The 22,833-nt window shown below is 40.1% G+C and carries 21 protein-coding genes and 1 other annotated feature; of the genes, 1 reads left to right on the top strand and 20 read right to left on the bottom strand.

Annotation, left to right across the window (positions count from 1 at the left end; genetic code table 11):
• Positions 1–111: 111 nt before the first annotated feature.
• Positions 112–999, top strand: a complete 888-nt coding sequence (locus DKZ56_RS03015) for a LysR family transcriptional regulator (RefSeq protein ID WP_208651259.1) — start codon at positions 112–114, stop codon at positions 997–999.
• A gap of 45 nt (positions 1,000–1,044) precedes the next feature.
• Here DKZ56_RS03015 and DKZ56_RS03010 read toward each other — a convergent pair whose 3' ends face one another.
• The 20 genes from DKZ56_RS03010 to DKZ56_RS02915 all read right to left on the bottom strand — a co-directional run bounded on the left by DKZ56_RS03010 (position 1,045) and on the right by DKZ56_RS02915 (position 22,832).
• Positions 1,045–3,225, bottom strand: a complete 2,181-nt coding sequence (locus tag DKZ56_RS03010) for a malate synthase G (protein WP_208651258.1) — start codon at positions 3,223–3,225, stop codon at positions 1,045–1,047.
• A 206-nt stretch (positions 3,226–3,431) separates the two neighbouring features.
• The gene (tuf, locus tag DKZ56_RS03005) at positions 3,432–4,619 is read right to left on the bottom strand and encodes an elongation factor Tu (protein ID WP_208651257.1); all 1,188 of its coding nucleotides are present in this window, start codon (positions 4,617–4,619) and stop codon (positions 3,432–3,434) included.
• Positions 4,620–4,747: 128 nt separating this feature from the next.
• Positions 4,748–6,823 (bottom strand): elongation factor G, encoded by a 2,076-nt coding sequence (fusA, locus tag DKZ56_RS03000; RefSeq protein ID WP_208651256.1) that lies wholly within the window; start codon positions 6,821–6,823, stop codon positions 4,748–4,750.
• An 87-nt stretch (positions 6,824–6,910) separates the two neighbouring features.
• A complete protein-coding gene (gene rpsG, locus DKZ56_RS02995) occupies positions 6,911–7,381 on the bottom strand; it encodes a 30S ribosomal protein S7 (protein WP_208651255.1) in 471 nt (156 codons plus the stop codon).
• Between the two features lie 37 nt (positions 7,382–7,418).
• The gene (rpsL, locus tag DKZ56_RS02990) at positions 7,419–7,838 is read right to left on the bottom strand and encodes a 30S ribosomal protein S12 (protein WP_208651254.1); all 420 of its coding nucleotides are present in this window, start codon (positions 7,836–7,838) and stop codon (positions 7,419–7,421) included.
• 98 nt (positions 7,839–7,936) lie between these two features.
• A complete protein-coding gene (locus DKZ56_RS02985) occupies positions 7,937–8,188 on the bottom strand; it encodes a 50S ribosomal protein L7ae-like protein (RefSeq protein ID WP_208651253.1) in 252 nt (83 codons plus the stop codon).
• A 189-nt stretch (positions 8,189–8,377) separates the two neighbouring features.
• A complete protein-coding gene (rpoC, locus tag DKZ56_RS02980) occupies positions 8,378–12,067 on the bottom strand; it encodes a DNA-directed RNA polymerase subunit beta' (protein ID WP_208651252.1) in 3,690 nt (1,229 codons plus the stop codon).
• A 96-nt stretch (positions 12,068–12,163) separates the two neighbouring features.
• A complete protein-coding gene (gene rpoB / locus DKZ56_RS02975) occupies positions 12,164–15,721 on the bottom strand; it encodes a DNA-directed RNA polymerase subunit beta (protein ID WP_208651251.1) in 3,558 nt (1,185 codons plus the stop codon).
• Positions 15,722–15,965: 244 nt separating this feature from the next.
• Positions 15,966–16,565 (bottom strand): class I SAM-dependent methyltransferase, encoded by a 600-nt coding sequence (locus DKZ56_RS02970; RefSeq protein WP_208651250.1) that lies wholly within the window; start codon positions 16,563–16,565, stop codon positions 15,966–15,968.
• Between the two features lie 93 nt (positions 16,566–16,658).
• Positions 16,659–17,024, bottom strand: a complete 366-nt coding sequence (gene rplL, locus DKZ56_RS02965) for a 50S ribosomal protein L7/L12 (protein ID WP_208651249.1) — start codon at positions 17,022–17,024, stop codon at positions 16,659–16,661.
• Positions 17,025–17,094: 70 nt separating this feature from the next.
• A complete protein-coding gene (rplJ, locus tag DKZ56_RS02960; RefSeq protein ID WP_208651248.1) occupies positions 17,095–17,595 on the bottom strand; it encodes a 50S ribosomal protein L10 in 501 nt (166 codons plus the stop codon).
• A gap of 31 nt (positions 17,596–17,626) precedes the next feature.
• Positions 17,627–17,764: a sequence feature (ribosomal protein L10 leader region), on the bottom strand.
• 73 nt (positions 17,765–17,837) lie between these two features.
• Positions 17,838–18,536 carry a 50S ribosomal protein L1 gene (gene rplA / locus DKZ56_RS02955; RefSeq protein ID WP_208651247.1) on the bottom strand — a complete coding sequence of 233 codons (699 nt, stop codon included), beginning with the start codon at positions 18,534–18,536 and terminating at the stop codon, positions 17,838–17,840.
• A 112-nt stretch (positions 18,537–18,648) separates the two neighbouring features.
• On the bottom strand, positions 18,649–19,074 hold the full coding sequence (gene rplK, locus DKZ56_RS02950) for a 50S ribosomal protein L11 (RefSeq protein WP_208651246.1): 426 nt from the start codon (positions 19,072–19,074) through the stop codon (positions 18,649–18,651).
• A gap of 221 nt (positions 19,075–19,295) precedes the next feature.
• Complete coding sequence (gene nusG / locus DKZ56_RS02945; RefSeq protein WP_208651245.1) at positions 19,296–19,832, bottom strand: transcription termination/antitermination protein NusG; 537 nt, start codon at positions 19,830–19,832, stop codon at positions 19,296–19,298.
• Positions 19,833–19,983: 151 nt separating this feature from the next.
• Entirely contained in the window at positions 19,984–20,169 is a 186-nt protein-coding gene (gene secE / locus DKZ56_RS02940; RefSeq protein WP_208651244.1) for a preprotein translocase subunit SecE, read from the bottom strand.
• A 44-nt stretch (positions 20,170–20,213) separates the two neighbouring features.
• The gene (gene rpmG, locus DKZ56_RS02935) at positions 20,214–20,357 is read right to left on the bottom strand and encodes a 50S ribosomal protein L33 (protein ID WP_208651243.1); all 144 of its coding nucleotides are present in this window, start codon (positions 20,355–20,357) and stop codon (positions 20,214–20,216) included.
• An 82-nt stretch (positions 20,358–20,439) separates the two neighbouring features.
• Positions 20,440–21,087 carry an RNA polymerase sporulation sigma factor SigH gene (gene sigH / locus DKZ56_RS02930; protein ID WP_208651242.1) on the bottom strand — a complete coding sequence of 216 codons (648 nt, stop codon included), beginning with the start codon at positions 21,085–21,087 and terminating at the stop codon, positions 20,440–20,442.
• Between the two features lie 70 nt (positions 21,088–21,157).
• Positions 21,158–21,670, bottom strand: a complete 513-nt coding sequence (locus DKZ56_RS02925; RefSeq protein WP_208651241.1) for an NYN domain-containing protein — start codon at positions 21,668–21,670, stop codon at positions 21,158–21,160.
• 2 nt (positions 21,671–21,672) lie between these two features.
• A complete protein-coding gene (rlmB, locus tag DKZ56_RS02920; RefSeq protein ID WP_208651240.1) occupies positions 21,673–22,422 on the bottom strand; it encodes a 23S rRNA (guanosine(2251)-2'-O)-methyltransferase RlmB in 750 nt (249 codons plus the stop codon).
• A complete protein-coding gene (locus tag DKZ56_RS02915; protein WP_208651239.1) occupies positions 22,419–22,832 on the bottom strand; it encodes a Mini-ribonuclease 3 in 414 nt (137 codons plus the stop codon). The genes rlmB and DKZ56_RS02915 overlap by 4 nt, the downstream gene beginning before the upstream one ends.
• Position 22,833: the final 1 nt, after the last annotated feature.

The following is a 22,833-nucleotide window of genomic DNA, read 5'->3' as shown; positions in this document are numbered from 1 at the left end:
TTTGCGATTTGTGTAAGAAAATCATTTTTATAACTTTTTTCATTAGAAAATTCTCTTTTAATCAGTATAATGGAACAAAAGACTATCGTGCATTTAAAGGAGATGTGTTTTGTGGACATCCGCCAAATTGAATATTTTACTGAAGTTGCAAAACACCTTAGTTTCACAAAAGCGGCTTCTACTTTGCACGTTTCCCAGCCATCTATCAGTAAAGCCATTCAAAATTTAGAAGCTGAGCTTGGGGTTCCATTATTTTATCGTTCTTCAAAACAATTGGAGTTGACGGACGCGGGAAAGGCGGTACTTGCCAATGCGCAGCACGTTCTTTCCGCCTTTAAAAATCTACGTTCTGAACTTACCGATTTAATGGAACTAAAAAAGGGAGAAATCCGGATTGGGATTCCACCAATTGTGGGAGTGGAATTTTTCTCTAAAATTATTAGTTTGTATAAAGAAAAATATCCATATATTGAAATCAAACTAACGGAAGTCGGAACGAAGAAAATCCGTCAAGGGGTGGAAGAGGGAGAATTAGATATCGGCCTGATTTGCAACTTATGTGTGCCCAATGATCAATTAGAGGCCATCAGTATTTTGAAAGATCCGCTCATGTTAATTGTTCATAAAGATCATCCTCTTGCTGCAAATCCGTCAGTTGAAATAGCGCAGTTGGAAAAAGAGGCCTTTATCATTTACCGGAAGGACTTTACTTTATATGATCGCATCATTGAAGAATGCTCAAAAAACGGCTTCTATCCAACTATTGTGTGTGAATCGTCCCAAAAGGATTTAATTGTTGAAATGGTTGCCGCAAAAGTCGGCATTGCACTGCTTCCGAAAAAAATCTGCAAAAAACTCCAAAATGATAAAATTGTTTCAATCCCATTCAAACAAGAAAATCTCTTTTTGGAATTAGGGTTGACTTGGAAAAAGAATAAATATTTATCCTTTGCCGTACGGGAATTTATTGATTTAGCCCATCAGTTTATCCCGAAATAAAAAGACATGCCTCCTTCCATTAGGAGCGCATGTCTTTTATTTGGATTAATTTGCGCTAACTACGCCGTATTTTTGTTTTGCTTCTAGGCGACGTTTGTGTAGGATTGGTTCAGTGTAGCCATTTGGCTGTTCATAACCTTTGAAGATAAGGTCGCAAGCTGCTTGGAAACCAACAGACTCTTCAAAGTTTGGAGCCATTGGGCGATAGTTTGGATCCGCTTCATTTTGCTTATCCACCACTACAGCCATGCGTTTTAATGTTTCATACACTTGCTCTTTTGTTACAATGCCATGGTGCAACCAGTTGGCGATATGTTGGCTGGAAATACGAAGCGTTGCACGGTCTTCCATTAAGCCGATATTGTTAATGTCTGGCACTTTTGAGCATCCAACGCCTTGTTCAACCCAGCGAATTACGTAACCTAAAATTCCTTGGCAGTTGTTGTCCAACTCTTCTTGAATTTCTTCTGGGCTCCAGTTTGGATTTTTCGCTACAGGAATTTGAAGAATAGCATCTTGTAAATCTTCAAAATCTGTGATGCCTTTTTGCACTTCTTTTACATCGACTAAATGATAGTGGATGGAGTGCAATGTAGCAGCTGTTGGAGATGGTACCCAAGCTGTATTGGCACCAGCTTTTGGATGAGCGATTTTTTGCTCAAGCATAGCTGCCATTAAGTCAGGCATTGCCCACATTCCTTTACCAATTTGTGCATGGCCTTGCAAGCCGCATTGTAATCCGACAAATACATTTGATTTTTCGTATGCATTTAACCAAACAGAAGATTTCATTTCGTTTTTGCGAATCATTGGTCCAGCTTCCATGGATGTATGGATTTCATCCCCAGTTCTGTCTAGGAATCCTGTATTGATGAAGATAATGCGTTCTTTTACTTCTTTAATGCAGTTTTTCAAGTTCAATGTTGTGCGACGTTCTTCATCCATTACGCCCACTTTCAATGTGTAGCGTTCAAGGCCTAGCAAATCTTCAATACGGCCAAACAATTTATTTGTGAAAGCCACTTCTTTTGAGCCGTGCATTTTTGGTTTTACAATGTAAATTGAACCTTTTTTGGAGTTTTTATATTTCGATTTTCCAATCACATCAAGTTTCGCAATTAAGCTTGTAATCACGCCATCCATAATTCCTTCTGGGATTTCTTCGCCGTTTTTGTCTAAGATGGCATTTGTTGTCATTAAGTGTCCTACGTTGCGGACAAACATCAATGAACGGCCAGGTAATGTAAATTCATTACCATTTAAATCTTTATATGTGCGGTCAGGATTTAAAGTACGAGTCAAAGTTTTTGAACCTTTTTCGAAAGTCGCAGATAAATCCCCACGAACTAATCCTAGCCAGTTGCTGTAAACAAGCACTTTATCTTCTGCATCCACAGCGGCAACAGAGTCTTCACAGTCCATGATCGTTGTCACAGCAGCTTCTAAAATGATGTCTTTAATGCCGGCAGGGTCGTCTTTGCCCACTGGATGATTGCGGTCGATTTGAATTTCAATATGCAAGTCATTGTTTTTCAATAAAACAACCGAAGGATCTTCTGGAGAACCTGTATAACCTGCTGCTTTTGACTCATCTACAAGGCTAGTTTTGTTGCCGTTTGCTAGTGTCACAACTAATTTTCCATCTTCAATCGCATATTTTATAGCATCAAGATGAGATGCATCTTTTAATGGAACTGCCTGATCTAAAAATTTCTTGGAGTATTCAATTACCTTTTGACCGCGAACTGGGTTGTAGCTAGTGCCTTTTTCAGCGCCGTCTTCTTCGCTGATGGCATCTGTTCCATATAATGCATCGTAAAGGCTTCCCCAACGAGCATTGGCAGCGTTTAATGCATAACGGCCATTGCTTACTGGCACTACTAATTGAGGACCAGCTTGAACTGCCACTTCATCATCCACATTTTCTGTTGTCACTTCAAAGTCTTCTACTTGTGGCTCAATATAGCCGATCTCTTGTAAGAATGCTTTATATTTATCAAAGTCAAAATTACCCCGGTTTTCTCTATGCCAATTATGGATTGCTTCTTCCAACTCTCTGCGTTTTTCAAGAAGCTCCTTGTTTTCAGGTGTTAAATCATGAATGATTTGATCAAATCCTGCCCAGAACGCGTCTTGATTCACTTCTGCTTCAGGCAAGACTTCGTTTACAAAATCATACAATATTTTCGCTACTTGCAAATTCCCTACTTGAACATAATTCGCCATATACCGCATCCCCCTTGCGTATTTTTCCCAATTTATTTTTGAAGATATCGAAATCTTCTTAATTTCATTATAATAGAAAAACTTCGTATAAATGAAATACATATTTTGAATAAACTATATGCCCATTATCTATAGAACCATAAAAAATAGCCATCTTGTAGAAACATCTACAAGATGGCTTCAGTTGTAAGCTATTTTTTGTTCAATTATTTAATGATTTCAGATACAGAACCTGCACCTACAGTACGTCCACCTTCACGGATTGAGAATTTAGTACCTTCTTCAATCGCGATTGGTGAGATCAATTCTACTGTCATTTCTACGTTATCTCCAGGCATAACCATTTCTACGCCTTCTGGTAATGTGATTACGCCAGTAACGTCTGTAGTACGGAAGTAGAATTGTGGACGGTAGTTAGAGAAGAATGGAGTATGACGTCCACCTTCTTCTTTTGATAATACGTAAACTTGTGCTTTGAAAGCAGTGTGTGGTGTAATAGAACCTGGTTTTGCTAATACTTGACCACGTTGTACTTCGTCACGAGAAATACCGCGAAGAAGTGCACCGATGTTGTCACCAGCTTCAGCATAGTCAAGTAATTTACGGAACATTTCGATACCAGTTACAGTTGTTTTTGTTGGCTCATCAGCAAGACCGATGATTTCTACTTCGTCACCAACTTTAAGTTGACCGCGTTCTACACGACCAGTTGCAACTGTACCACGACCAGTGATAGAGAATACGTCTTCTACTGGCATCATGAATGGTTTATCAACTTCACGTTGTGGAGTTGGAATGTATTCGTCAACTGCATCCATTAATTCAATGATTTTTTCTTCCCATTCAGCATCTCCTTCAAGAGCTTTAAGAGCAGAACCTTTGATTACAGGAACTTCGTCGCCTGGGAAGTCATATTCTGAAAGCAAGTCGCGAACTTCCATTTCTACTAATTCTAATAATTCTGGATCGTCTACCATATCGCATTTGTTTAAGAATACTACTAGGTATGGTACACCTACTTGGCGAGAAAGTAGGATGTGTTCACGAGTTTGTGGCATTGGACCGTCAGCAGCAGATACTACTAGAATACCGCCGTCCATTTGAGCTGCACCAGTGATCATGTTTTTAACGTAGTCAGCGTGTCCTGGGCAGTCTACGTGTGCATAGTGGCGTTTTTCAGTTTCATATTCAACGTGAGAAGTGTTGATTGTGATACCGCGTTCTTTTTCTTCTGGCGCGTTATCGATTTGGTCGTAAGATTTAGCTTCACCACCGATGCGTTTTGCAAGAACTGTAGCGATAGCAGCTGTTAAAGTAGTTTTACCGTGGTCAACGTGACCGATTGTACCAATGTTAACGTGTGGTTTTGAACGATCGAATTTTTCTTTAGCCATTAGAGAAAGCCTCCTATTTCTTATATTTTTTTATTTATTATTACAACTGCTGACAAGAAAGAATTTCCTTGTCATACAATCATAGCTTACAAATTATTTATACTTGATACAAGGTGAGATTTCAATTATTATTCACCTTTATTTTTTTTGATAATTTCTTCTGCAATGGATTTTGGTACTTCTTCATAATGGTCAAATACCATTGAGAATACACCGCGTCCTTGAGTTGCAGAACGAAGCGTTGTTGCATAACCAAACATTTCAGCAAGTGGAACCATTGCACGAACTACTTGTGCATTACCGCGAGCTTCCATACCTTCAACGCGACCGCGGCGAGCAGTTACGTGACCCATAATATCTCCTAGATATTCTTCAGGTACTACAACTTCCACTTTCATGATTGGTTCAAGCAATACAGGATCACATTTTGAAGCTGCATTTTTCAATGCCATAGATGCAGCGATTTTGAACGCCATTTCACTGGAGTCCACATCATGGTATGAACCATCGAATAATTTCGCTTTAATGTCGATAATTGGGTAACCAGCAATAACACCATTTTGCATAGCATCTTTTAATCCTGCTTCAACAGCTGGAATATATTCGCGTGGAACTACCCCACCGACAATAGCATTTTCGAATTCGAAGCCTTTTCCTTCTTCGTTTGGTGAGAACTCGATCCATACGTGACCATATTGACCGCGACCACCAGATTGGCGAACGAATTTACCTTCAACTTGAGCAGTCTTGCGGAATGTTTCACGATATGAAACTTGAGGAGCACCAACGTTCGCTTCTACTTTGAATTCGCGTTTTAGACGGTCAACGATGATATCAAGGTGAAGCTCACCCATACCTGAGATGATTGTTTGACCTGTTTCTTGGTCTGTATGCGCACGGAATGTTGGGTCTTCTTCTTGAAGTTTTCCAAGCGCTGTACTCATTTTATCTTGGTCTGCTTTTGATTTTGGTTCAATAGCAACTGAGATAACTGGTTCTGGGAATTCCATTGATTCTAAGATAACAGGATGCTTGTCGTCACATAATGTGTCGCCAGTTACTGTATCTTTTAAACCAACTGCTGCAGCAATATCTCCTGCAAATACTTTTGTAATTTCTTCACGGTGATTTGCGTGCATTTGAAGGATACGTCCAATACGTTCACGTTTATTTTTTGTAGAGTTTAGAACGTATGAACCAGAATCTAATACACCTGAGTATACACGGAAGAATGTTAACTTACCAACATATGGGTCAGTCATAACTTTGAACGCTAATGCTGAGAATGGTTCATCATCGCTTGCATGGCGTTCTACTTCTTCTCCATCAGGTGTTGTTCCTTTAATTGCAGGAATATCAATAGGTGATGGTAGGTAATCAACTACTGCATCAAGCATTAATTGAACACCTTTGTTTTTGAACGCACTACCGCATAGAACTGGATAGAATTCTACTGCGATTGTCGCTTTACGAATAGCCGCTTTTAACTCTTCAACAGTGATTTCTTCACCAGCGAAGTATTTTTCCATTAATTCTTCGTCTAGTTCAGCAACTGCTTCAATAAGTTTTTCGCGGTATTCTTCAGCTTGTGCTTTGTATTCTTCTGGAATTTCACCTTGTTCAATTTCAGTACCAAGGTCGTTTTTATAGAAAGTAGCTTTCATTTCAACTAAATCGATGATACCATTGAATGTATCTTCAGCACCGATTGGTAGTTGAACAGGATGTGCGTTTGCTTGTAGGCGATCACGAAGCGTACTTACTGAATACAAGAAATCGGCACCGATTTTATCCATTTTGTTTACAAATACGATACGTGGAACACCGTATGTTGTAGCTTGGCGCCATACTGTTTCAGTTTGTGGCTCAACGCCGGATTGGGCATCAAGTACTGTAACTGCACCATCAAGTACGCGCAAAGAACGTTCAACTTCTACAGTGAAGTCTACGTGTCCTGGTGTGTCGATGATGTTAATGCGATGACCTTTCCACTGAGCTGTTGTCGCAGCAGAAGTGATTGTAATACCACGTTCTTGCTCTTGCTCCATCCAGTCCATTTGAGAGGCACCTTCGTGAGTTTCACCAATTTTGTGAATCTTACCAGTGTAATAAAGGATCCGCTCAGTTGTTGTTGTTTTACCAGCATCAATATGAGCCATAATCCCAATATTACGTGTATTCTCTAGGGAGAATTCGCGTTTCATAGGGAATTGTCTCCTTCCATATTGGGTTTAGACTAAATATGTTATATTTAAATTTTGTACTAGCATAGAGCTAGTACAAAATTTAGATTACCAACGATAGTGTGCAAATGCTTTGTTTGCTTCTGCCATTTTGTGCATGTCTTCGCGTTTTTTCACTGCAGCACCAGTATTGTTTGCAGCATCTAAAATTTCATTCGCTAAACGCTCTTCCATTGTTTTTTCACCGCGAAGGCGCGCATAGTTTACTAAATAGCGAAGACCTAAAGTAATACGACGGTCTGGACGAACTTCAACCGGTACTTGATAGTTAGAACCACCAACACGGCGAGCACGTACCTCAAGAACTGGCATTACGTTGTTTAATGCTTCCTCGAACACTTCAAGAGGTTCTCTACCAGTACGTTCTCTTACGATATCAAACGCACCGTAAAGAATTCTTTGTGCAGTACCTTTCTTACCATCGATCATGATTTTATTGATTAAGCGTGTTACTAATTTTGAATTGTAAATTGGGTCAGGTAACACGTCGCGTTTTGGAACTGGACCTTTACGTGGCATGTGTTTTCCTCCTTTCACAATCGTGATTTATTTATTATTATTTTTTCTCTTTTGGTTTTTTCGTACCGTATAAAGAGCGAGATTGTTTACGATCTGTTACACCTGCAGTATCAAGAGCACCACGGATGATGTGATAACGTACCCCTGGTAAGTCTTTTACACGTCCACCACGGATTAATACAACACTGTGTTCTTGTAAGTTATGGCCTTCACCAGGAATGTAAGCTGTAACTTCGATTTGGTTAGTTAAGCGAACACGAGCGTATTTACGTAACGCAGAGTTTGGTTTTTTAGGTGTCATTGTACCAACACGTGTACATACTCCGCGTTTTTGTGGTGAATTAACGTTAGTCAAAGATTTTTTAAAGCTGTTGTAACCTTTGTTTAACGCAGGTGATTTTGATTTAGTAATTTTAGATTTACGAGGCTTACGTACCAATTGGTTAATTGTAGGCATCTGTTTTTCCTCCCTTCATTTCATCATTTTTTAATACCACATATCCAGGTGGTTCATTTTTAAGGTAAAAACAAAGCTTTTGTGTTTTTTCACAAAAACTAATCCGCAGCAATCGCAACAACTGCAGCTCCAACTTGGATTCCGCACGCTTTGCCAAGCTCTTTTCTGGATTCCACAAAAATGACTGGAATTCCATTTTCTTCTGCAAGTGCAATAACGGGTTGAGTGATCCGTTCTTCTGCATCCTGTGCAATAATAATCTCTTTAGCCCGGCCAGCTTTTATTGCTTTTACTGCCTGCTTTGTTCCTATGATTGTTTTAGTTGCCTGTTTTACTTTTTCATAAGACATTTACATATCCTCCGAAGTAGAAACAGTTGCTATCAACCCTAAGTATATTATCATTATCATTTCAATTTGTCAATTTATTTTTATTGGATGATAAAAATTATTTCTAATAATTATTTAAGGAAACCCAGTGGAGGCTTGAAGTAATTAAGCCTTCCACTGGTCAAAGGAAAATTTTAGACGACTTGTCAATTACTCAACAGAAGTTACTTTATCTTGAGCGTCAACAGGCGTTTCTTTGATTTTGATTTGACGGTATCTTTGCATACCTGTACCTGCTGGAACAAGTTTTCCTAGAATTACGTTTTCTTTGAGTCCAAGCAATGGATCTCGTTTACCTTTGATTGCTGCATCTGTTAATACGCGAGTTGTTTCTTGGAAGGATGCAGCAGATAAGAACGATTCTGTTTCAAGAGATGCTTTTGTAATACCAAGAATAACCGGACGGCAAGTTGCAGGGATTTTTCCGTTCATAATTGCTTCTCTGTTTGCATCTGTGAATTGATGGATATCAAGAAGCGTTCCTGGAAGCAAGTCTGTATCTCCCGCTTCGATGACGCGAACTTTTCGAAGCATTTGGCGAACCATTACTTCGATGTGTTTGTCGCCGATTTCTACCCCTTGCATACGGTATACTTTTTGAACTTCTTTTAACAGATACTCTTGAACTGTTGCTACGTCTTTTACTTTCAATAATTGTTTTGGATCGATTGAACCATCTGTAAGCACTTGGCCAGGTTCCACTTCATCTCCAAGCGCCACTTTCAAGCGTGCGTTATATGGTGCTTGATATTTGCGAGTTTCAATTTCGCCGGCAACTGTAATTTCTCTTAAACCATCGCGGCTTTCTTCAATATCAGTCACCACGCCTCGGATTTCAGAAATAATCGCTTGCCCTTTTGGATTGCGAGCTTCAAAGATTTCTTGGATACGTGGAAGACCTTGCGTGATGTCGTTACCAGCAACCCCACCAGTGTGGAATGTACGCATCGTTAATTGGGTACCTGGTTCACCGATGGATTGGGCTGCAATAATACCAACTGCTTCACCCACTTCAACTTCTTCACCAGTCGCCAAGTTAATGCCGTAGCATTTTTTACATACACCATGTCTTGTATTGCATGTAAAGGCTGAACGAATTGTCACTTTTTCAATGCCAGCATCAATAATTTTACGAGCAATATCTTGGGTGATGAGGCTGTCGCGTTCTACAAGCACTTCGCCTGTTTCAGGATGACGTACTGTTTTCTTCGCATATCGTCCAACAATACGTTCTTCCAGTGATTCAATGACTTCAGTTCCATCCATTAATGCGCCAATTGTTAATCCGCGGTCTGTACCGCAATCTTCTTCGCGGATAATCACGTCTTGGGCAACGTCCACAAGACGGCGAGTCAAATATCCAGAGTCCGCTGTTTTTAACGCTGTATCGGCAAGACCTTTACGGGCACCGTGTGTCGAAATGAAGTACTCCAATACGCTTAAACCTTCGCGGAAGGAAGATTTAATAGGGAGCTCGATGATACGACCAGCTGGGTTGGCCATCAGACCACGCATACCAGCAAGCTGAGTAAAGTTCGATGCGTTACCGCGGGCACCAGAGTCACTCATCATGAAGATTGGGTTCAATTTTGGTAATGAGTTCATTAATTTTGCTTGGATTTCATCTTTCGCCTCAGACCAGCTGGAAATCACTCGGTCATATCGTTCTTCTTCCGTAATTAAACCGCGGCGGAATTGTTGCATGACTTTATCCACTTTTTTCTGAGCTTTATCCAAGATTTCTTTCTTTTCTGGCAATACAAGGATGTCCGCAATACTTACCGTAATACCCGCACGTGTTGAATACTTAAATCCTAAGTCTTTCAAGCGGTCAAGCATTTTGGAAGTTTCCGTAATATGGAATCGTTTGAATACTTCCGCGATAATGCTTCCCAAGAATTTTTTGCGGAAAGGTGTAATGAGCTCTTGATCTTCGATGTATTTTTTCAATACTGCTTTCCGTTGATATTCAATTTTTTCTTTTTCAGAAAGTTGGTTGTATTCTTCAGAAGCTTCCAGTTCTTTCAACATTTCATCGTCAATTCTCAAGTCGACGAAATATTTGTCTGGAGTCGCTACTTCCAAGTTGTAAGATGTTGGTTCGTTAATGTATGGGAAAGACTCTGGCAAAATTTCATTAAAGATAATTTTACCTACTGTTGTAATCAAGAATTTTTTATTTTGCTCTTCCGTAAATGTTTTATTGTTTAAAGAGCTTGCTTTTACAGCAATTCGGCTATGCAAGTGCACATTGCCGTTTTGGTAAGCGACTAACACTTCATTAGGGCTTGAGAAGATTGAGCCTTCTCCACGAGCTCCTTTACGTTCAAGCGTTAAGTAATAGTTTCCTAATACCATGTCTTGGGACGGTGTTACGACTGGCTTACCGTCTTTAGGATTCAAAATGTTTTGAGCCGCAAGCATTAAAAGACGCGCTTCTGCTTGAGCTTCAGCTGATAACGGTACGTGTACGGCCATTTGGTCTCCGTCAAAGTCTGCGTTATAAGCTGTACATACAAGTGGATGCAAACGAATCGCGCGACCTTCAACCAACGTTGGCTCGAATGCTTGAATACCCAATCGGTGAAGTGTTGGAGCGCGGTTTAGTAGTACTGGATGTTCTTTGATCACATCTTCTAATACATCCCATACTTCGTTGTGCATGCGTTCAATTTTGCGTTTTGCACTCTTAATGTTATGGGCCAAACCTCTTTCAACAAGCTCTTTCATAACAAATGGCTTGAATAATTCAATGGCCATTTCTTTTGGCAAACCGCATTGATACATTTTTAGGTTTGGACCTACAACGATAACGGAACGGCCTGAGTAGTCAACACGTTTACCAAGCAAGTTTTGACGGAAACGACCCTGTTTACCTTTTAACATATGAGATAAAGATTTTAACGGTCGGTTACCAGGGCCTGTTACAGGGCGGCCTCTGCGTCCATTATCAATTAAGGCATCTACTGCTTCTTGCAGCATGCGTTTTTCGTTTTGAACGATGATGCTTGGAGCACCTAAATCAAGTAACCGTTTTAGACGATTGTTCCGGTTAATTACGCGGCGATATAAATCGTTCAAGTCTGAAGTAGCAAAACGTCCACCATCAAGCTGTACCATTGGTCGAAGTTCTGGTGGAATAACAGGAAGCACTTCCAAAACCATCCATTCCGGTCTGTTGCCAGAGCTGCGGAAAGATTCAATGACTTCAAGGCGTTTAATGGCACGTGTACGGCGTTGGCCTTGAGCAGTTTTTAATTCCTCTTTTAATTTATTTGCTTCTTCTTCTAAATCAATTTGTTCGAGCAGTTTTTTAATGGCTTCAGCACCCATGCCTACTTCGAAACTATTGCCGAATTTTGAGCGATATGTGCGATATTCTTTTTCAGATAATAACTGTTTCTTTTCTAGTGTTGTAGCACCTGGATCGATAACTACATAAGATGCAAAGTAAATAACTTCCTCAAGTGCTCTAGGGGACATATCAAGAATCAGACCCATACGGCTTGGAATTCCTTTGAAGTACCAGATATGGGAAACTGGCGCCGCAAGTTCAATATGGCCCATGCGTTCACGGCGAACCTTTGCTCGTGTTACTTCAACGCCGCATCGATCACATACTACACCTTTATAACGAACACGTTTATATTTTCCACAGTGGCATTCCCAGTCTTTTGTAGGACCAAAAATGCGTTCGCAGAAAAGACCGTCTTTTTCAGGTTTTAATGTACGATAGTTAATTGTTTCAGGTTTTTTTACTTCTCCATAAGACCAAGAGCGGATTTTATCTGGTGAAGCTAAACCAATTTTCATAAATTCGAATTCATTTACGTCAACCAAGGAGCCTACCTCCCTTAAATAAGTCCTTATGACATTCCATTTTTATTCAAAAGCCTAAAGGTTTAATAGGGCAGGACAAAATCCTGCCCGCATTTATTATTTTTGAGTTTCAACAGGTTTTTCTTCTTTAGCTGGCAAGATATTGAGAGCATCTGCTGGTTGAAGATCCTCTTCATCATCCATATCTCTCAATTCGATTTCTTCTTCGTCAACTGTGAGCATTTTCACGTCTAATCCTAGTGATTGAAGTTCTTTAATTAACACTTTGAAACTTTCTGGTACGCCTGGTTCAGGAACACTTTCGCCTTTTACGATGGCTTCGTAAGTTTTCACGCGGCCTACAACGTCATCGGATTTGATTGTTAATAATTCTTGAAGTGTATAAGCTGCACCATAAGCTTCTAGTGCCCAAACCTCCATCTCACCGAAACGTTGTCCGCCGAACTGCGCTTTACCGCCCAGTGGCTGTTGCGTTACGAGCGAGTATGGACCAGTTGAACGGGCATGAAGTTTATCATCAACCATGTGGGCGAGTTTAATCATGTACATGATGCCGACAGATACTCGGTTATCAAACGGTTCTCCCGTGCGTCCATCGTAAAGGATTGTCTTACCGTCTCGAGCAATTCCCGCTTCTTCCATTGTACTCCAAACATCTTCTTCGTTGGCTCCATCAAATACTGGAGTAGCCATGTATTGACCTAATTTTCGAGCAGCCATACCTAAGTGAAGTTCCAACACTTGTCCGATGTTCATACGAGACGGTACGCCCAATGGATTTAACATGATGTCAACTGGAGTTCCGTCTGGCAAGAATGGCATATCTTCTTCAGGTAATATGCGGGAAATAACCCCTTTGTTACCGTGGCGTCCGGCCATTTTGTCACCGACGCGGATTTTGCGTTTTTGAACAATGTAAACACGCACGAGCTGGTTAACTCCTGGTGGCAATTCATCTCCATCTTCGCGGTTGAAGACTTTTACATCAAGAACGATACCACCTGCTCCGTGTGGTACACGCAATGATGTATCACGCACTTCGCGGGCTTTTTCACCGAAAATCGCATGGAGCAATCGTTCTTCAGCTGTTAACTCTGTAACTCCTTTTGGCGTTACTTTCCCTACTAAGATATCTCCATCGCGCACCTCTGCACCAATGCGGACAATACCGCGATCGTCAAGGTTGCGAAGTGCATCTTCGCCCACATTTGGAATATCGCGAGTAATTTCTTCTGGACCTAATTTTGTATCACGAGCTTCTGATTCATATTCTTCAATATGAATGGATGTATACACATCATCTTTTACAAGACGTTCGTTCATGATAATCGCGTCTTCGTAGTTGAAACCTTCCCATGTCATGAAGGCAACAAGAACGTTGCGACCTAAAGCAAGTTCGCCTTTATCCATGGAAGGACCATCCGCTAAGATATCTCTTGGTTTTACGCGATCTCCAACTTTCACGATTGGACGTTGGTTAATGCATGTACCGTGGTTGGAACGTTGGAATTTCTGAAGCTTATAGACATCTAGTTCGCCTTTTACTTCTTTGCCATCTTTCACTTCAATGCGGCGAACGCGAATCTCTCTTGATTCCACATGTTCCACGATACCTTCGTGTTTGCAGACTACCGCAGCACCGGAGTCACGAGCGGCAACGTATTCCATTCCTGTCCCTACATAAGGAGCTTCCGGTTGGATTAATGGCACTGCCTGACGCTGCATGTTTGCCCCCATCAACGCGCGGTTGGAGTCGTCGTTTTCTAAGAACGGAATACATGCTGTCGCTGCAGATACTACTTGTTTTGGTGATACGTCCATGTAGTCAACTAATTCTCTTTTGAAAACTGTGTTGTCTCCACGGAAACGACCTAAAACTTCTTCTTTGGCAAATGTACCGTCTGGATTCAACGGTGAGTTCGCTTGAGCCACGATATAGTTGTCTTCTTCATCCGCTGTCAAGTAGTCAATCTGATCTGTTACTCGCCCTGTTTCAGGGTCAACTCGGCGGTATGGGGTTTCAATAAAGCCGAATTTATTCACTTTTGCATAAGTTGATAGCGAGTTGATTAATCCGATGTTTGGACCCTCTGGCGTTTCAATCGGACACATACGACCATAGTGTGAGTAGTGAACGTCGCGCACTTCCATACCTGCACGTTCTCTCGTTAAACCACCTGGTCCTAAGGCAGAAAGACGGCGTTTATGCGTTAATTCTGCTAGCGGGTTTGTTTGGTCCATAAATTGAGATAATTGCGAGCTACCAAAGAACTCTTTAATTGCTGCAATCACAGGACGAATATTAATCAATTGTTGCGGCACGATGGAAGCCGTATCGTTAATGGACATCCGTTCACGCACTACACGTTCCATACGGGAAAGTCCAATGCGGAATTGATTTTGCAACAATTCCCCAACTGAACGTAAACGACGATTACCTAAATGATCGATGTCATCCACGTTTCCTACGCCATATAGCAAGTTGAAGAAGTATGACAAGGCAGCGATAATATCAGCTGGTGTTAAATGTTTCACTTCCTCTTCAACGTTTGCGTTAGAAATCACGTTGATGATTTTGTCTTCATCATTCGGAGCATATATCTTAATGGATTGGATTGTAATATCTCCATCCAATACACCGCCTACTTGAGATAAAGTACGGAATCCGACACCTTTCTCTAAATAAGGCAGAATTTTATCTAATGTACGGCGATCAAGAATTGTACCCTTTTCGACAATAATTTCCCCTGTTTCAGGGTCGACTAATGTTTCGGCAATTCTTTGATTGAACAAACGATTTTTTATATGCAATTTTTTATTCATTTTATAACGACCAACAGCCGCTAAATCATAGCGTTTCGCATCAAAGAAACGGGAATAAAGCAAGCTTTTGGCGTTTTCAACTGTTGGCGGTTCACCCGGACGAAGGCGTTCATAAATTTCAATCAATGCCTTTTCCGTGCTATCTGTATTGTCTTTTTCAATCGTGTTGCGCAAATATTCGTTGTCGCCGATAATATCAAGAATTTCTTGATCAGAACCAAAGCCTAGCGCTCTTAATAAAACGGTAGCCGGCAATTTACGAGTGCGATCGATGCGGACATAAACAATGTCTTTTGCATCTGTTTCAAACTCTAGCCATGCGCCGCGGTTAGGGATGACCGTTGCACCAAATCCTTTTTTGCCGTTTTTGTCTGTTTTATCGTGATAATATACGCTTGGCGAACGTACCAACTGAGATACGATAACCCGTTCGGCACCATTGATAATAAATGTGCCTGTTTCAGTCATTAATGGGAAATCCCCCATGAACACATCTTGTTCTTTTACTTCATCAGTTTCTTTGTTATGAAGACGTACCTTTACACGCAATGGAGCTGCATAAGTTACATCTCGTTCCTTACATTCATCGACATCATATTTTGGTTCACCTAATGAAAAATCGACAAATTCAAGGGAGAGATTGCCTGTGAAATCCTCAATTGGGGAAATTTCTTTAAACAACTCAAGCAATCCTTCTTTAAGGAACCATTCGTATGAGGATGTTTGAATCTCAATTAAATTTGGAAGCTCCAACACCTCTTTAATGCGCGCAAAGCTTCTACGCTGGCGGTGTCGTCCGTACTGAACTAGTTGACCTGTCAACTTATTCACCCCTCAATAAAGCGATAATAGGTCTTTGCAAAATCTAATAAATGGTGTATGATTTTTCAAAGACAAAAAGAAAACGAGACTTTTCTAAAACCTCATTTTCGATTAAACTTAATTTATCAATGGCAAGTATCCCCACATCAAAATGATTGCATACAAAAGGGCACACTCCCAAAAAATAATATTTTTGCATTTTATTATGTTATCATAGCCGATTTGTCAAGTCAATATTTTATGGTTACTCCTCTTATTTTTCAGCTTTAATAATCCAATAACCTTTTTTCTTCTCCATTATTTCCACTGAACGAAACTTCTCTTCTAAATATTTTAGCGTGGATGGCGCACCTTGTTTCTTCTGAATAACCACCCATAGTTCTCCTCCAACACACAAATATCGGAATGCTCCATCATAGATTTTAAAAACCGTTTCTTTACCTGCACGGATTGGCGGATTTGTCAATACAGCAGCCACTTGGACATCCCCATCTACTGATACGCCGTCGCTTTCATAAATTCGTACATTTTGGATTCCGTTCATTTCAGCGTTCTTCTTCGCCAATTGAACAGCCCGTTCGTTAATGTCCATCATAAAAACGGTCCGCTCAGGATATTGTTTTGCAATGGCCAAACCAATGGGCCCGTAGCCGCAGCCAACATCTAAAACAGCACCATCTACTTCAGGCATTTGAAAGGTTTCAATCAATAAACGCGATCCAAAATCCACTTCGTTTTTGCTAAATACACCCGAATCCGTTTCGAATAATAAAGAATGTCCTAAAAGCACATAACGCCATTGCTGAGGTTTGCTTTCTGTTTGAGGCTTTTTGGAATAATAATGTTCTGTCATATTATTGGGCCTCCCTGAAGAAATGAAGAAAAGCTCGCCAAATACGACGAGCTTTTTTTTATTTTTTAGTATAAATCCATCCTTAAGCAATTATCACTTAAGTTCTACAGAAGCGCCAACTTCTTCAAGTTTAGCTTTGATTTCTTCAGCTTCTTCTTTAGAAACGCCTTCTTTAAGTGGTTTTGGAGCGTTGTCAACTAAGTCTTTAGCTTCTTTTAAGCCTAAGCCAGTAAGTTCACGTACAACTTTGATAACTTTGATTTTTTGGTCGCCAGCGTTAGCAAGTACTACATCGAATTCAGTTTTTTCTTCAGCAGCAGCACCTGCAGCAGCGCCACCAACAACTGCAACTGGAGCAGCAGCTGTTACGCCGAATTCTTCTTCGATTGCTTTTACTAAGTCATTTAATTCAAGAACTGTCATTTCTTTAATAGCTTCAATAATTTGTTCTTTAGTCATTTCATATTCCTCCTATATCGATATTTTTATTAGGCGATTTGCCTGAAATCGAAATGTGGTAAGCGAAAAATTACGCACCTTGTTCTTCTTTTTGTTCCGCAACAGCTTTTGCTGCAAGAGCAAAGTTGCGAATTGGAGCTTGAAGTACAGAAAGCAACATTGATAGTAAACCTTCGCGAGATGGAAGATCAGCAAGAGCTTTAACTTCTTCAACTGTTGCAATGTTTCCTTCAATTACACCTGCTTTAATTTCAAGCGCTTCGTTATCTTTCGCGAATTTGTTAAGAATTTTCGCTGGCGCTACAACATCTTCGCTAGAGAAAGCGATCGCGTTTGGACCTGTTAAATAATCGTTAAGTCCTTCTAATCCAACTTCTTCAACAGCGCGGCGAGTTAAAGTGTTTTTGTAAACTTTAAAGTCAACGCCAGCTTCGCGAAGTTGTTTACGCAATTCTGTCACTTGAGCTACGTTCAAACCGCGGTAGTCAACGATTACTACTGAAGCAGCATTTTTAAATTTATCCGCGATTTCTTGTACTTGCGCTTTTTTGGCTTCAATTGCTTTAGACATTTTGACACCTCCTGTAGAATGGGTCATTCATACCGATAAAACAAAAGCCTCCGTGTAGACACACGAAGGCATAAAACGTCATCATCAAAAGAATCGATTTATGACCTCGGTAGGGAAAGTTTAAGTGCCGGTGCACCCCTACTGTCTACGGTACAAATGAGTCACAATATTCAATTCAGAACATCATCCATAATAATCATGGATAGGAAAATTGTCAATAGTTTTATCCTACTTTTTATTTATTAATTAACTACTACGCTTGAAGCATCCACTTTGATAGATGGACCCATTGTAGTAGTGATGTTCACTGATTTCATGTAAGTACCTTTTGCGGCAGCTGGTTTTGCTTTTTGAATCGCTTCGAATACAGCTAAGAAGTTTTCTACCAATTTTTCAGTTTCAAAAGAAACTTTACCGATTGGTACATGAACGATACCTGCTTTATCAGCGCGGTATTCTACTTTACCAGCTTTGATTTCCGCGATTGCTTTTGCTACATCGAAAGTTACTGTACCTGTTTTCGGGTTTGGCATTAATCCTTTTGGACCTAATACACGACCAAGTTTACCAACTTCACCCATCATGTCAGGTGTAGCTACGATTACATCAAAATCGAACCAACCTTGTTGAATTTTGTTGATGTAATCTACATCGCCTACATAATCTGCACCAGCAGCTTCAGCTTCTTTCGCTTTTTCACCTTTAGCAAATACTAATACGCGTTGAGTTTTACCAGTTCCGTTTGGAAGCACAACTGCTCCGCGGATTTGTTGGTCGTTTTTACGAGTATCAATATTTAAGCGAAAAGCTACTTCTACAGTCGCATCAAATTTAACGTTGCTAGTTTTTTGAGCTAATGCAATTGCTTCTTCTACTGGATACAATTTTGTGCGATCAACTAATTTTAAAAGTTCTTGCATTCTTTTACTACGTTTTGCCATTATTTTTCCTCCTTTGTGGTTTTAGCGGAATTTACCTCCCACGAATAAAGGTTGCGGGTTCTACAGAACTTGCGCAACCTCAAAAACACAACACGATTAATGTGAGATTAGATTAGTCAACAATCTCAATACCCATGCTTCGTGCTGTACCTTCAACCATTCTCATAGCCGCTTCTACAGACGCAGCATTTAAGTCAGGCATTTTAAGTTCTGCGATTTCGCGAACTTTATCGCGTTTAACCGTTGCAACTTTTTTACGATTTGGCTCACCAGAACCTGATTCGATACCAGCTGCTTTTTTAAGTAATACAGCTGCAGGTGGAGTTTTCGTAATGAAAGTAAATGAACGGTCTTCGAATACTGTAATTTCAACAGGTATAATTAAACCTGCTTGATCAGCAGTACGAGCGTTAAATTCTTTACAGAATCCCATGATGTTTACACCAGCTTGACCAAGTGCAGGACCAACTGGTGGAGCTGGGTTCGCTTTACCAGCAGGAATTTGAAGTTTAACAATTTTAATTACTTTTTTAGCCACGAGACACACCTCCTTAAAGTCCGTGATGTGGTATATTGGGTTGCCCCTCCCACTCAAATATCCATTTATCAGCCATGCCGATAAAATATCTTTAGTCAATTCTTCAGACTGTAAAACTAGTCTGACCTATGAAATGATACCATTTTTCAGATTGTTAAGCAAGCAAAAATATTATGAAGCAATAAAATATTTGCAATTTAAGCTAATTTCGTCATTTAAATTTATACTCGCTGCACTTGTTCAAAATCAAGTTCCATTTTTGTTTCGCGACCAAACATGTCGACAGAAACTTTCACTTTTCCTTTATCTACATCAATTTCTTCAACATTTCCTTTGAAGTTCTTGAACGGACCTTCTAACACTTCCACTAAATCGCCGACAGAAATATCCAATTCGCCAATGGCTTTTTTGTGAAGTCCCATGGAGCGTAATAAACGATCCGCTTCTTCCGGAAGTAGCGGCGTCGGTTTTGCGCCCCCGCCTGAAGAGCCGATAAATCCTGTTACGCCTGGAGTGTTTCGCACAACATACCAAGACTCATCTGTTAAAATCATTTCAACTAGTACATAGCCTGGGAATACTTTGCGTTTCACTGTGCGTTTTTTTCCATCTTTTAAATCTGTTTCTTCATGTTCAGGAATAATAACCCGGAAAATTAGATCTTGCATTCCCATTGTTTCTACACGTTTTTCCAGATTCGCCTTCACACGATTTTCATAACCTGAATAAGTGTGAACTACATACCATTGTTTTTCCATAATGTTGCCGGACTATTCGTCCTTCCCTCCTTTACATATGCGCATCCCTGACGGCGGCTGGTTCCGTATTACTATTATAAAGTAAAACAAATGAAAAAAACCCGTAGAAGAACAAACGGGCTATTTTCAAAAAATATGTTTACTCAAATAATTATATATTTAAATACCAACGGAACAATTCAGAAACACCTAAATCCACTAGCAGAAAGAAGAGCGCGAAAAAGATTACCGTCGTCACTACAACTACTGTGTATTTTGTAAGCTCTTTACTTTTCGGCCAGCTTGTCTTCCTCATTTCTGTCACGACTTCTTGCAGAAACTTTTTAATTTTGCCCATTCTCGCTTAACCTCCGAATAACTCATCTATGTTCTCTATATCAACTAGCGGGTTTGTTTGTGCAACGTATGCCGTTTGCAATGTGGACAATACTTTTTTAGCATCAATCTAGTTGTATTTTCTTTTTCAGGGTAAGTGTAATTTCGCGAACCACACTCTTCACAGCATAAAACGATTTTCTTTGCCATAAGAATAACCTCTATTCTGGCATTTTATCTTTTAAAGACTAACACCAAAAAAACAAGCTGTCAATAATAGCAAATATAGTTTTCAAATAATTTCTCCATTTTCTAAATGGCGCTCTAATTTTCGCTTGACTCTTTGTAACGCATTGTCAATGGATTTCACATGGCGATTTAATTCTTCAGAGATTTCATTATAGGATTGTCCATCCAAGTATAATGAAAGTACTTGTTGTTCAAGTTCGCTCAATATTTCACTGATTTTTTCCTCCAAATGGGAGTACTCTTCACGATTAATCATTAAATGTTCAGGGTTTTCAGATTCCGCACCTGTTATGACGTCCATCAACGTCCGATCGGATTCTTCATCATAAATCGGCTTATCTAATGAAACATAAGAATTGAGCGGAATATGTTTTTGGCGCGTAGCTGTCTTAATAGCCGTAATAATTTGACGCGTAATACATAATTCCGCAAAAGCTTTGAAGGAAGTTAATTTATCCCCTTTAAAATCTCTCACAGCTTTATATAAGCCAATCATGCCTTCTTGGATGATATCTTCCTTATCCGCCCCGATTAAAAAATAAGAACGCGCTTTTGTTTTTACGAATACCCGATATTTATTAATTAAATAATCCAACGCCTCTGTATTCCCTTGGTGCACTAGTTCGACAAGCTGTTCATCCGTTAGCTCTTCAAAAGATTGTGCTGTTTGCGATTGCTCTGTTTTTAGCAACGGCCTCACCCCAGACGTATAAATCGTATTAGGAACAGTATATATGAGTTGGAAAATATAGGTCAATGAGTTATTTTAACCCTCTTCTCCATTTTTCAAAGGTTAACTCTACTTCTTTCGATAATGGAATTCTAGATTTCGGCCTTTCTTTCTGCGATGTTTCCACCTTTTTTGATATATTTGATTGAATAATCTCCAATTCTATTTCTAGTTCACGGGCTGATTTTCTCAAAGCGCCGTTTCCAAATATAACGTTTTGTTCAGTCATGTCGGAGGTGGCGACATAAATTTGGACTTTCCGTTTTTTTAATTCATTTGACAATTTTTCGATTCGTTCATCCGCCGTTTCATTCTTTTTGGTATAAATAACTTCCACCGAATTTTGAAGATAAGATCTTTCGGCTCCTGAAACATGGTATGCATCAAATACGACTATGACGCGCCACCCCATCACCGCCTGATATTCTGCCAAGAGTTCCACCAGGCGGTTTCTCGCCTCCTCCAAATTGGTATCTTTTAAAGACCGCAATTCTTTCCAAGCACCAATCATATTGTAACCGTCAACGATTAAAATGTTCTCCATGACTAATCATTCACTTCTTGCCTTTTTCGATACACTTCATACATTAATAATGCCGCTGCAACAGAAGCATTCAATGAATTGACGTGTCCAACCATTGGCAAAGAATAGAGAAAATCGCATTTTTCCTTCAGTAGACGGCTCATACCTTTCCCTTCGCTTCCGATAATGATTGCTAAAGGCAAGGCAGCATCCATTTTTCGATAATCAATGCTGCCTTTTGCATCTGTCCCCGCAATCCAAAGGCCTCTTTCTTTTAATTCATCTACCGTTTGAGCCAAATTGTTCACCCGGCAAACAGGAACATGCTCAATTGCCCCGGTAGATGCTTTCGCTACCGTTGCAGTAAGACCTACAGAACGTCTCTTGGGTATAATTATACCATGAACGCCAATCGCATCAGCAGTTCTGATAATAGAACCTAAATTATGCGGATCTTCTAATTCATCTAAAATGATGAAAAACGGATCTTCCTTTCTTTCTTTCGCCACCTGAAACAAGTCAGCCAGCTCCGCATATTTATAAGCAGCCACAGAAGCGGCAATCCCTTGATGATTAGCGTTTGTTAACTGGTCAATTTTTTTCTTTGGCACATATTGTATAAATACTCCGCGTTCACGAGCTAAATCTAGCAATTCTTTAATCCCAGATTTTTTCACGCCTTCGCTAATCCAAATTTTATTGATTTCCCGCCCTGAACGAAGGGCTTCCAACACCGGGTTCTTTCCAGCAATGATTTCTCCATTCTCGCTCATTTCGCGCCTCCTTTCTCTTCTTCAACGATTTGTATTGCGTAATCAATAATTTTGTTGACGCGCTCATATTGCTTCGTCAAATATAGAGAACCTAGAATTGCTTCAAATCCAGAGCTGTTGCGATAAGTTATCACATCCGTATTTTTCGGGACAGTGCCGGATTTTGCATTGCGGCCCCTTCTAAAAATCGCCAGTTCTTCATCCGTTAAAAACTGTTCTTCTATCATGCGACGGACAATCATAGATTGAGCTTTGGCAGAAACATATTTAGTTGCCTCATGGTGCAGCGTATTTGGCTTCATGCGGCCGCTCAAAAGCAAATGTTCTCTGATGTGCAGTTCCAACACCGCATCTCCCATATAAGCTAAGGCAAGTGCATTCATTTGATTGACATCTACAAGTTGGGTCATA

It is taken from the genome of Ureibacillus thermophilus (assembly GCF_004331915.1).
GTDB classification, from domain to species: domain Bacteria; phylum Bacillota; class Bacilli; order Bacillales_A; family Planococcaceae; genus Ureibacillus; species Ureibacillus thermophilus.
This window is presented reverse-complemented; position numbering and strand designations above follow the sequence as displayed.

What these genes read in the sequence shown, in the direction of transcription:
- DKZ56_RS03010 (WP_208651258.1), bottom strand. Translation starts at nt 3,225, where the DNA reads ATGGCGAATTATGTTCAAGTAGGGAATTTGCAAGTAGCGAAAATATTG.
- tuf (WP_208651257.1), bottom strand. Translation starts at nt 4,619, where the DNA reads ATGGCTAAAGAAAAATTCGATCGTTCAAAACCACACGTTAACATTGGT.
- fusA (WP_208651256.1), bottom strand. Translation starts at nt 6,823, where the DNA reads ATGAAACGCGAATTCTCCCTAGAGAATACACGTAATATTGGGATTATG.
- rpsG (WP_208651255.1), bottom strand. Translation starts at nt 7,381, where the DNA reads ATGCCACGTAAAGGTCCAGTTCCAAAACGCGACGTGTTACCTGACCCA.
- rpsL (WP_208651254.1), bottom strand. Translation starts at nt 7,838, where the DNA reads ATGCCTACAATTAACCAATTGGTACGTAAGCCTCGTAAATCTAAAATT.
- DKZ56_RS02985 (WP_208651253.1), bottom strand. Translation starts at nt 8,188, where the DNA reads ATGTCTTATGAAAAAGTAAAACAGGCAACTAAAACAATCATAGGAACA.
- DKZ56_RS02970 (WP_208651250.1), bottom strand. Translation starts at nt 16,565, where the DNA reads ATGACAGAACATTATTATTCCAAAAAGCCTCAAACAGAAAGCAAACCT.
- rplL (WP_208651249.1), bottom strand. Translation starts at nt 17,024, where the DNA reads ATGACTAAAGAACAAATTATTGAAGCTATTAAAGAAATGACAGTTCTT.
- rplJ (WP_208651248.1), bottom strand. Translation starts at nt 17,595, where the DNA reads ATGTCTAAAGCAATTGAAGCCAAAAAAGCGCAAGTACAAGAAATCGCG.
- rplA (WP_208651247.1), bottom strand. Translation starts at nt 18,536, where the DNA reads ATGGCAAAACGTAGTAAAAGAATGCAAGAACTTTTAAAATTAGTTGAT.
- nusG (WP_208651245.1), bottom strand. Translation starts at nt 19,832, where the DNA reads ATGGAAAAACAATGGTATGTAGTTCACACTTATTCAGGTTATGAAAAT.
- secE (WP_208651244.1), bottom strand. Translation starts at nt 20,169, where the DNA reads ATGGGCAAAATTAAAAAGTTTCTGCAAGAAGTCGTGACAGAAATGAGG.
- rpmG (WP_208651243.1), bottom strand. Translation starts at nt 20,357, where the DNA reads ATGGCAAAGAAAATCGTTTTATGCTGTGAAGAGTGTGGTTCGCGAAAT.
- DKZ56_RS02925 (WP_208651241.1), bottom strand. Translation starts at nt 21,670, where the DNA reads ATGGAGAACATTTTAATCGTTGACGGTTACAATATGATTGGTGCTTGG.
- rlmB (WP_208651240.1), bottom strand. Translation starts at nt 22,422, where the DNA reads ATGAGCGAGAATGGAGAAATCATTGCTGGAAAGAACCCGGTGTTGGAA.
- DKZ56_RS02915 (WP_208651239.1), bottom strand. Translation starts at nt 22,832, where the DNA reads ATGACCCAACTTGTAGATGTCAATCAAATGAATGCACTTGCCTTAGCT.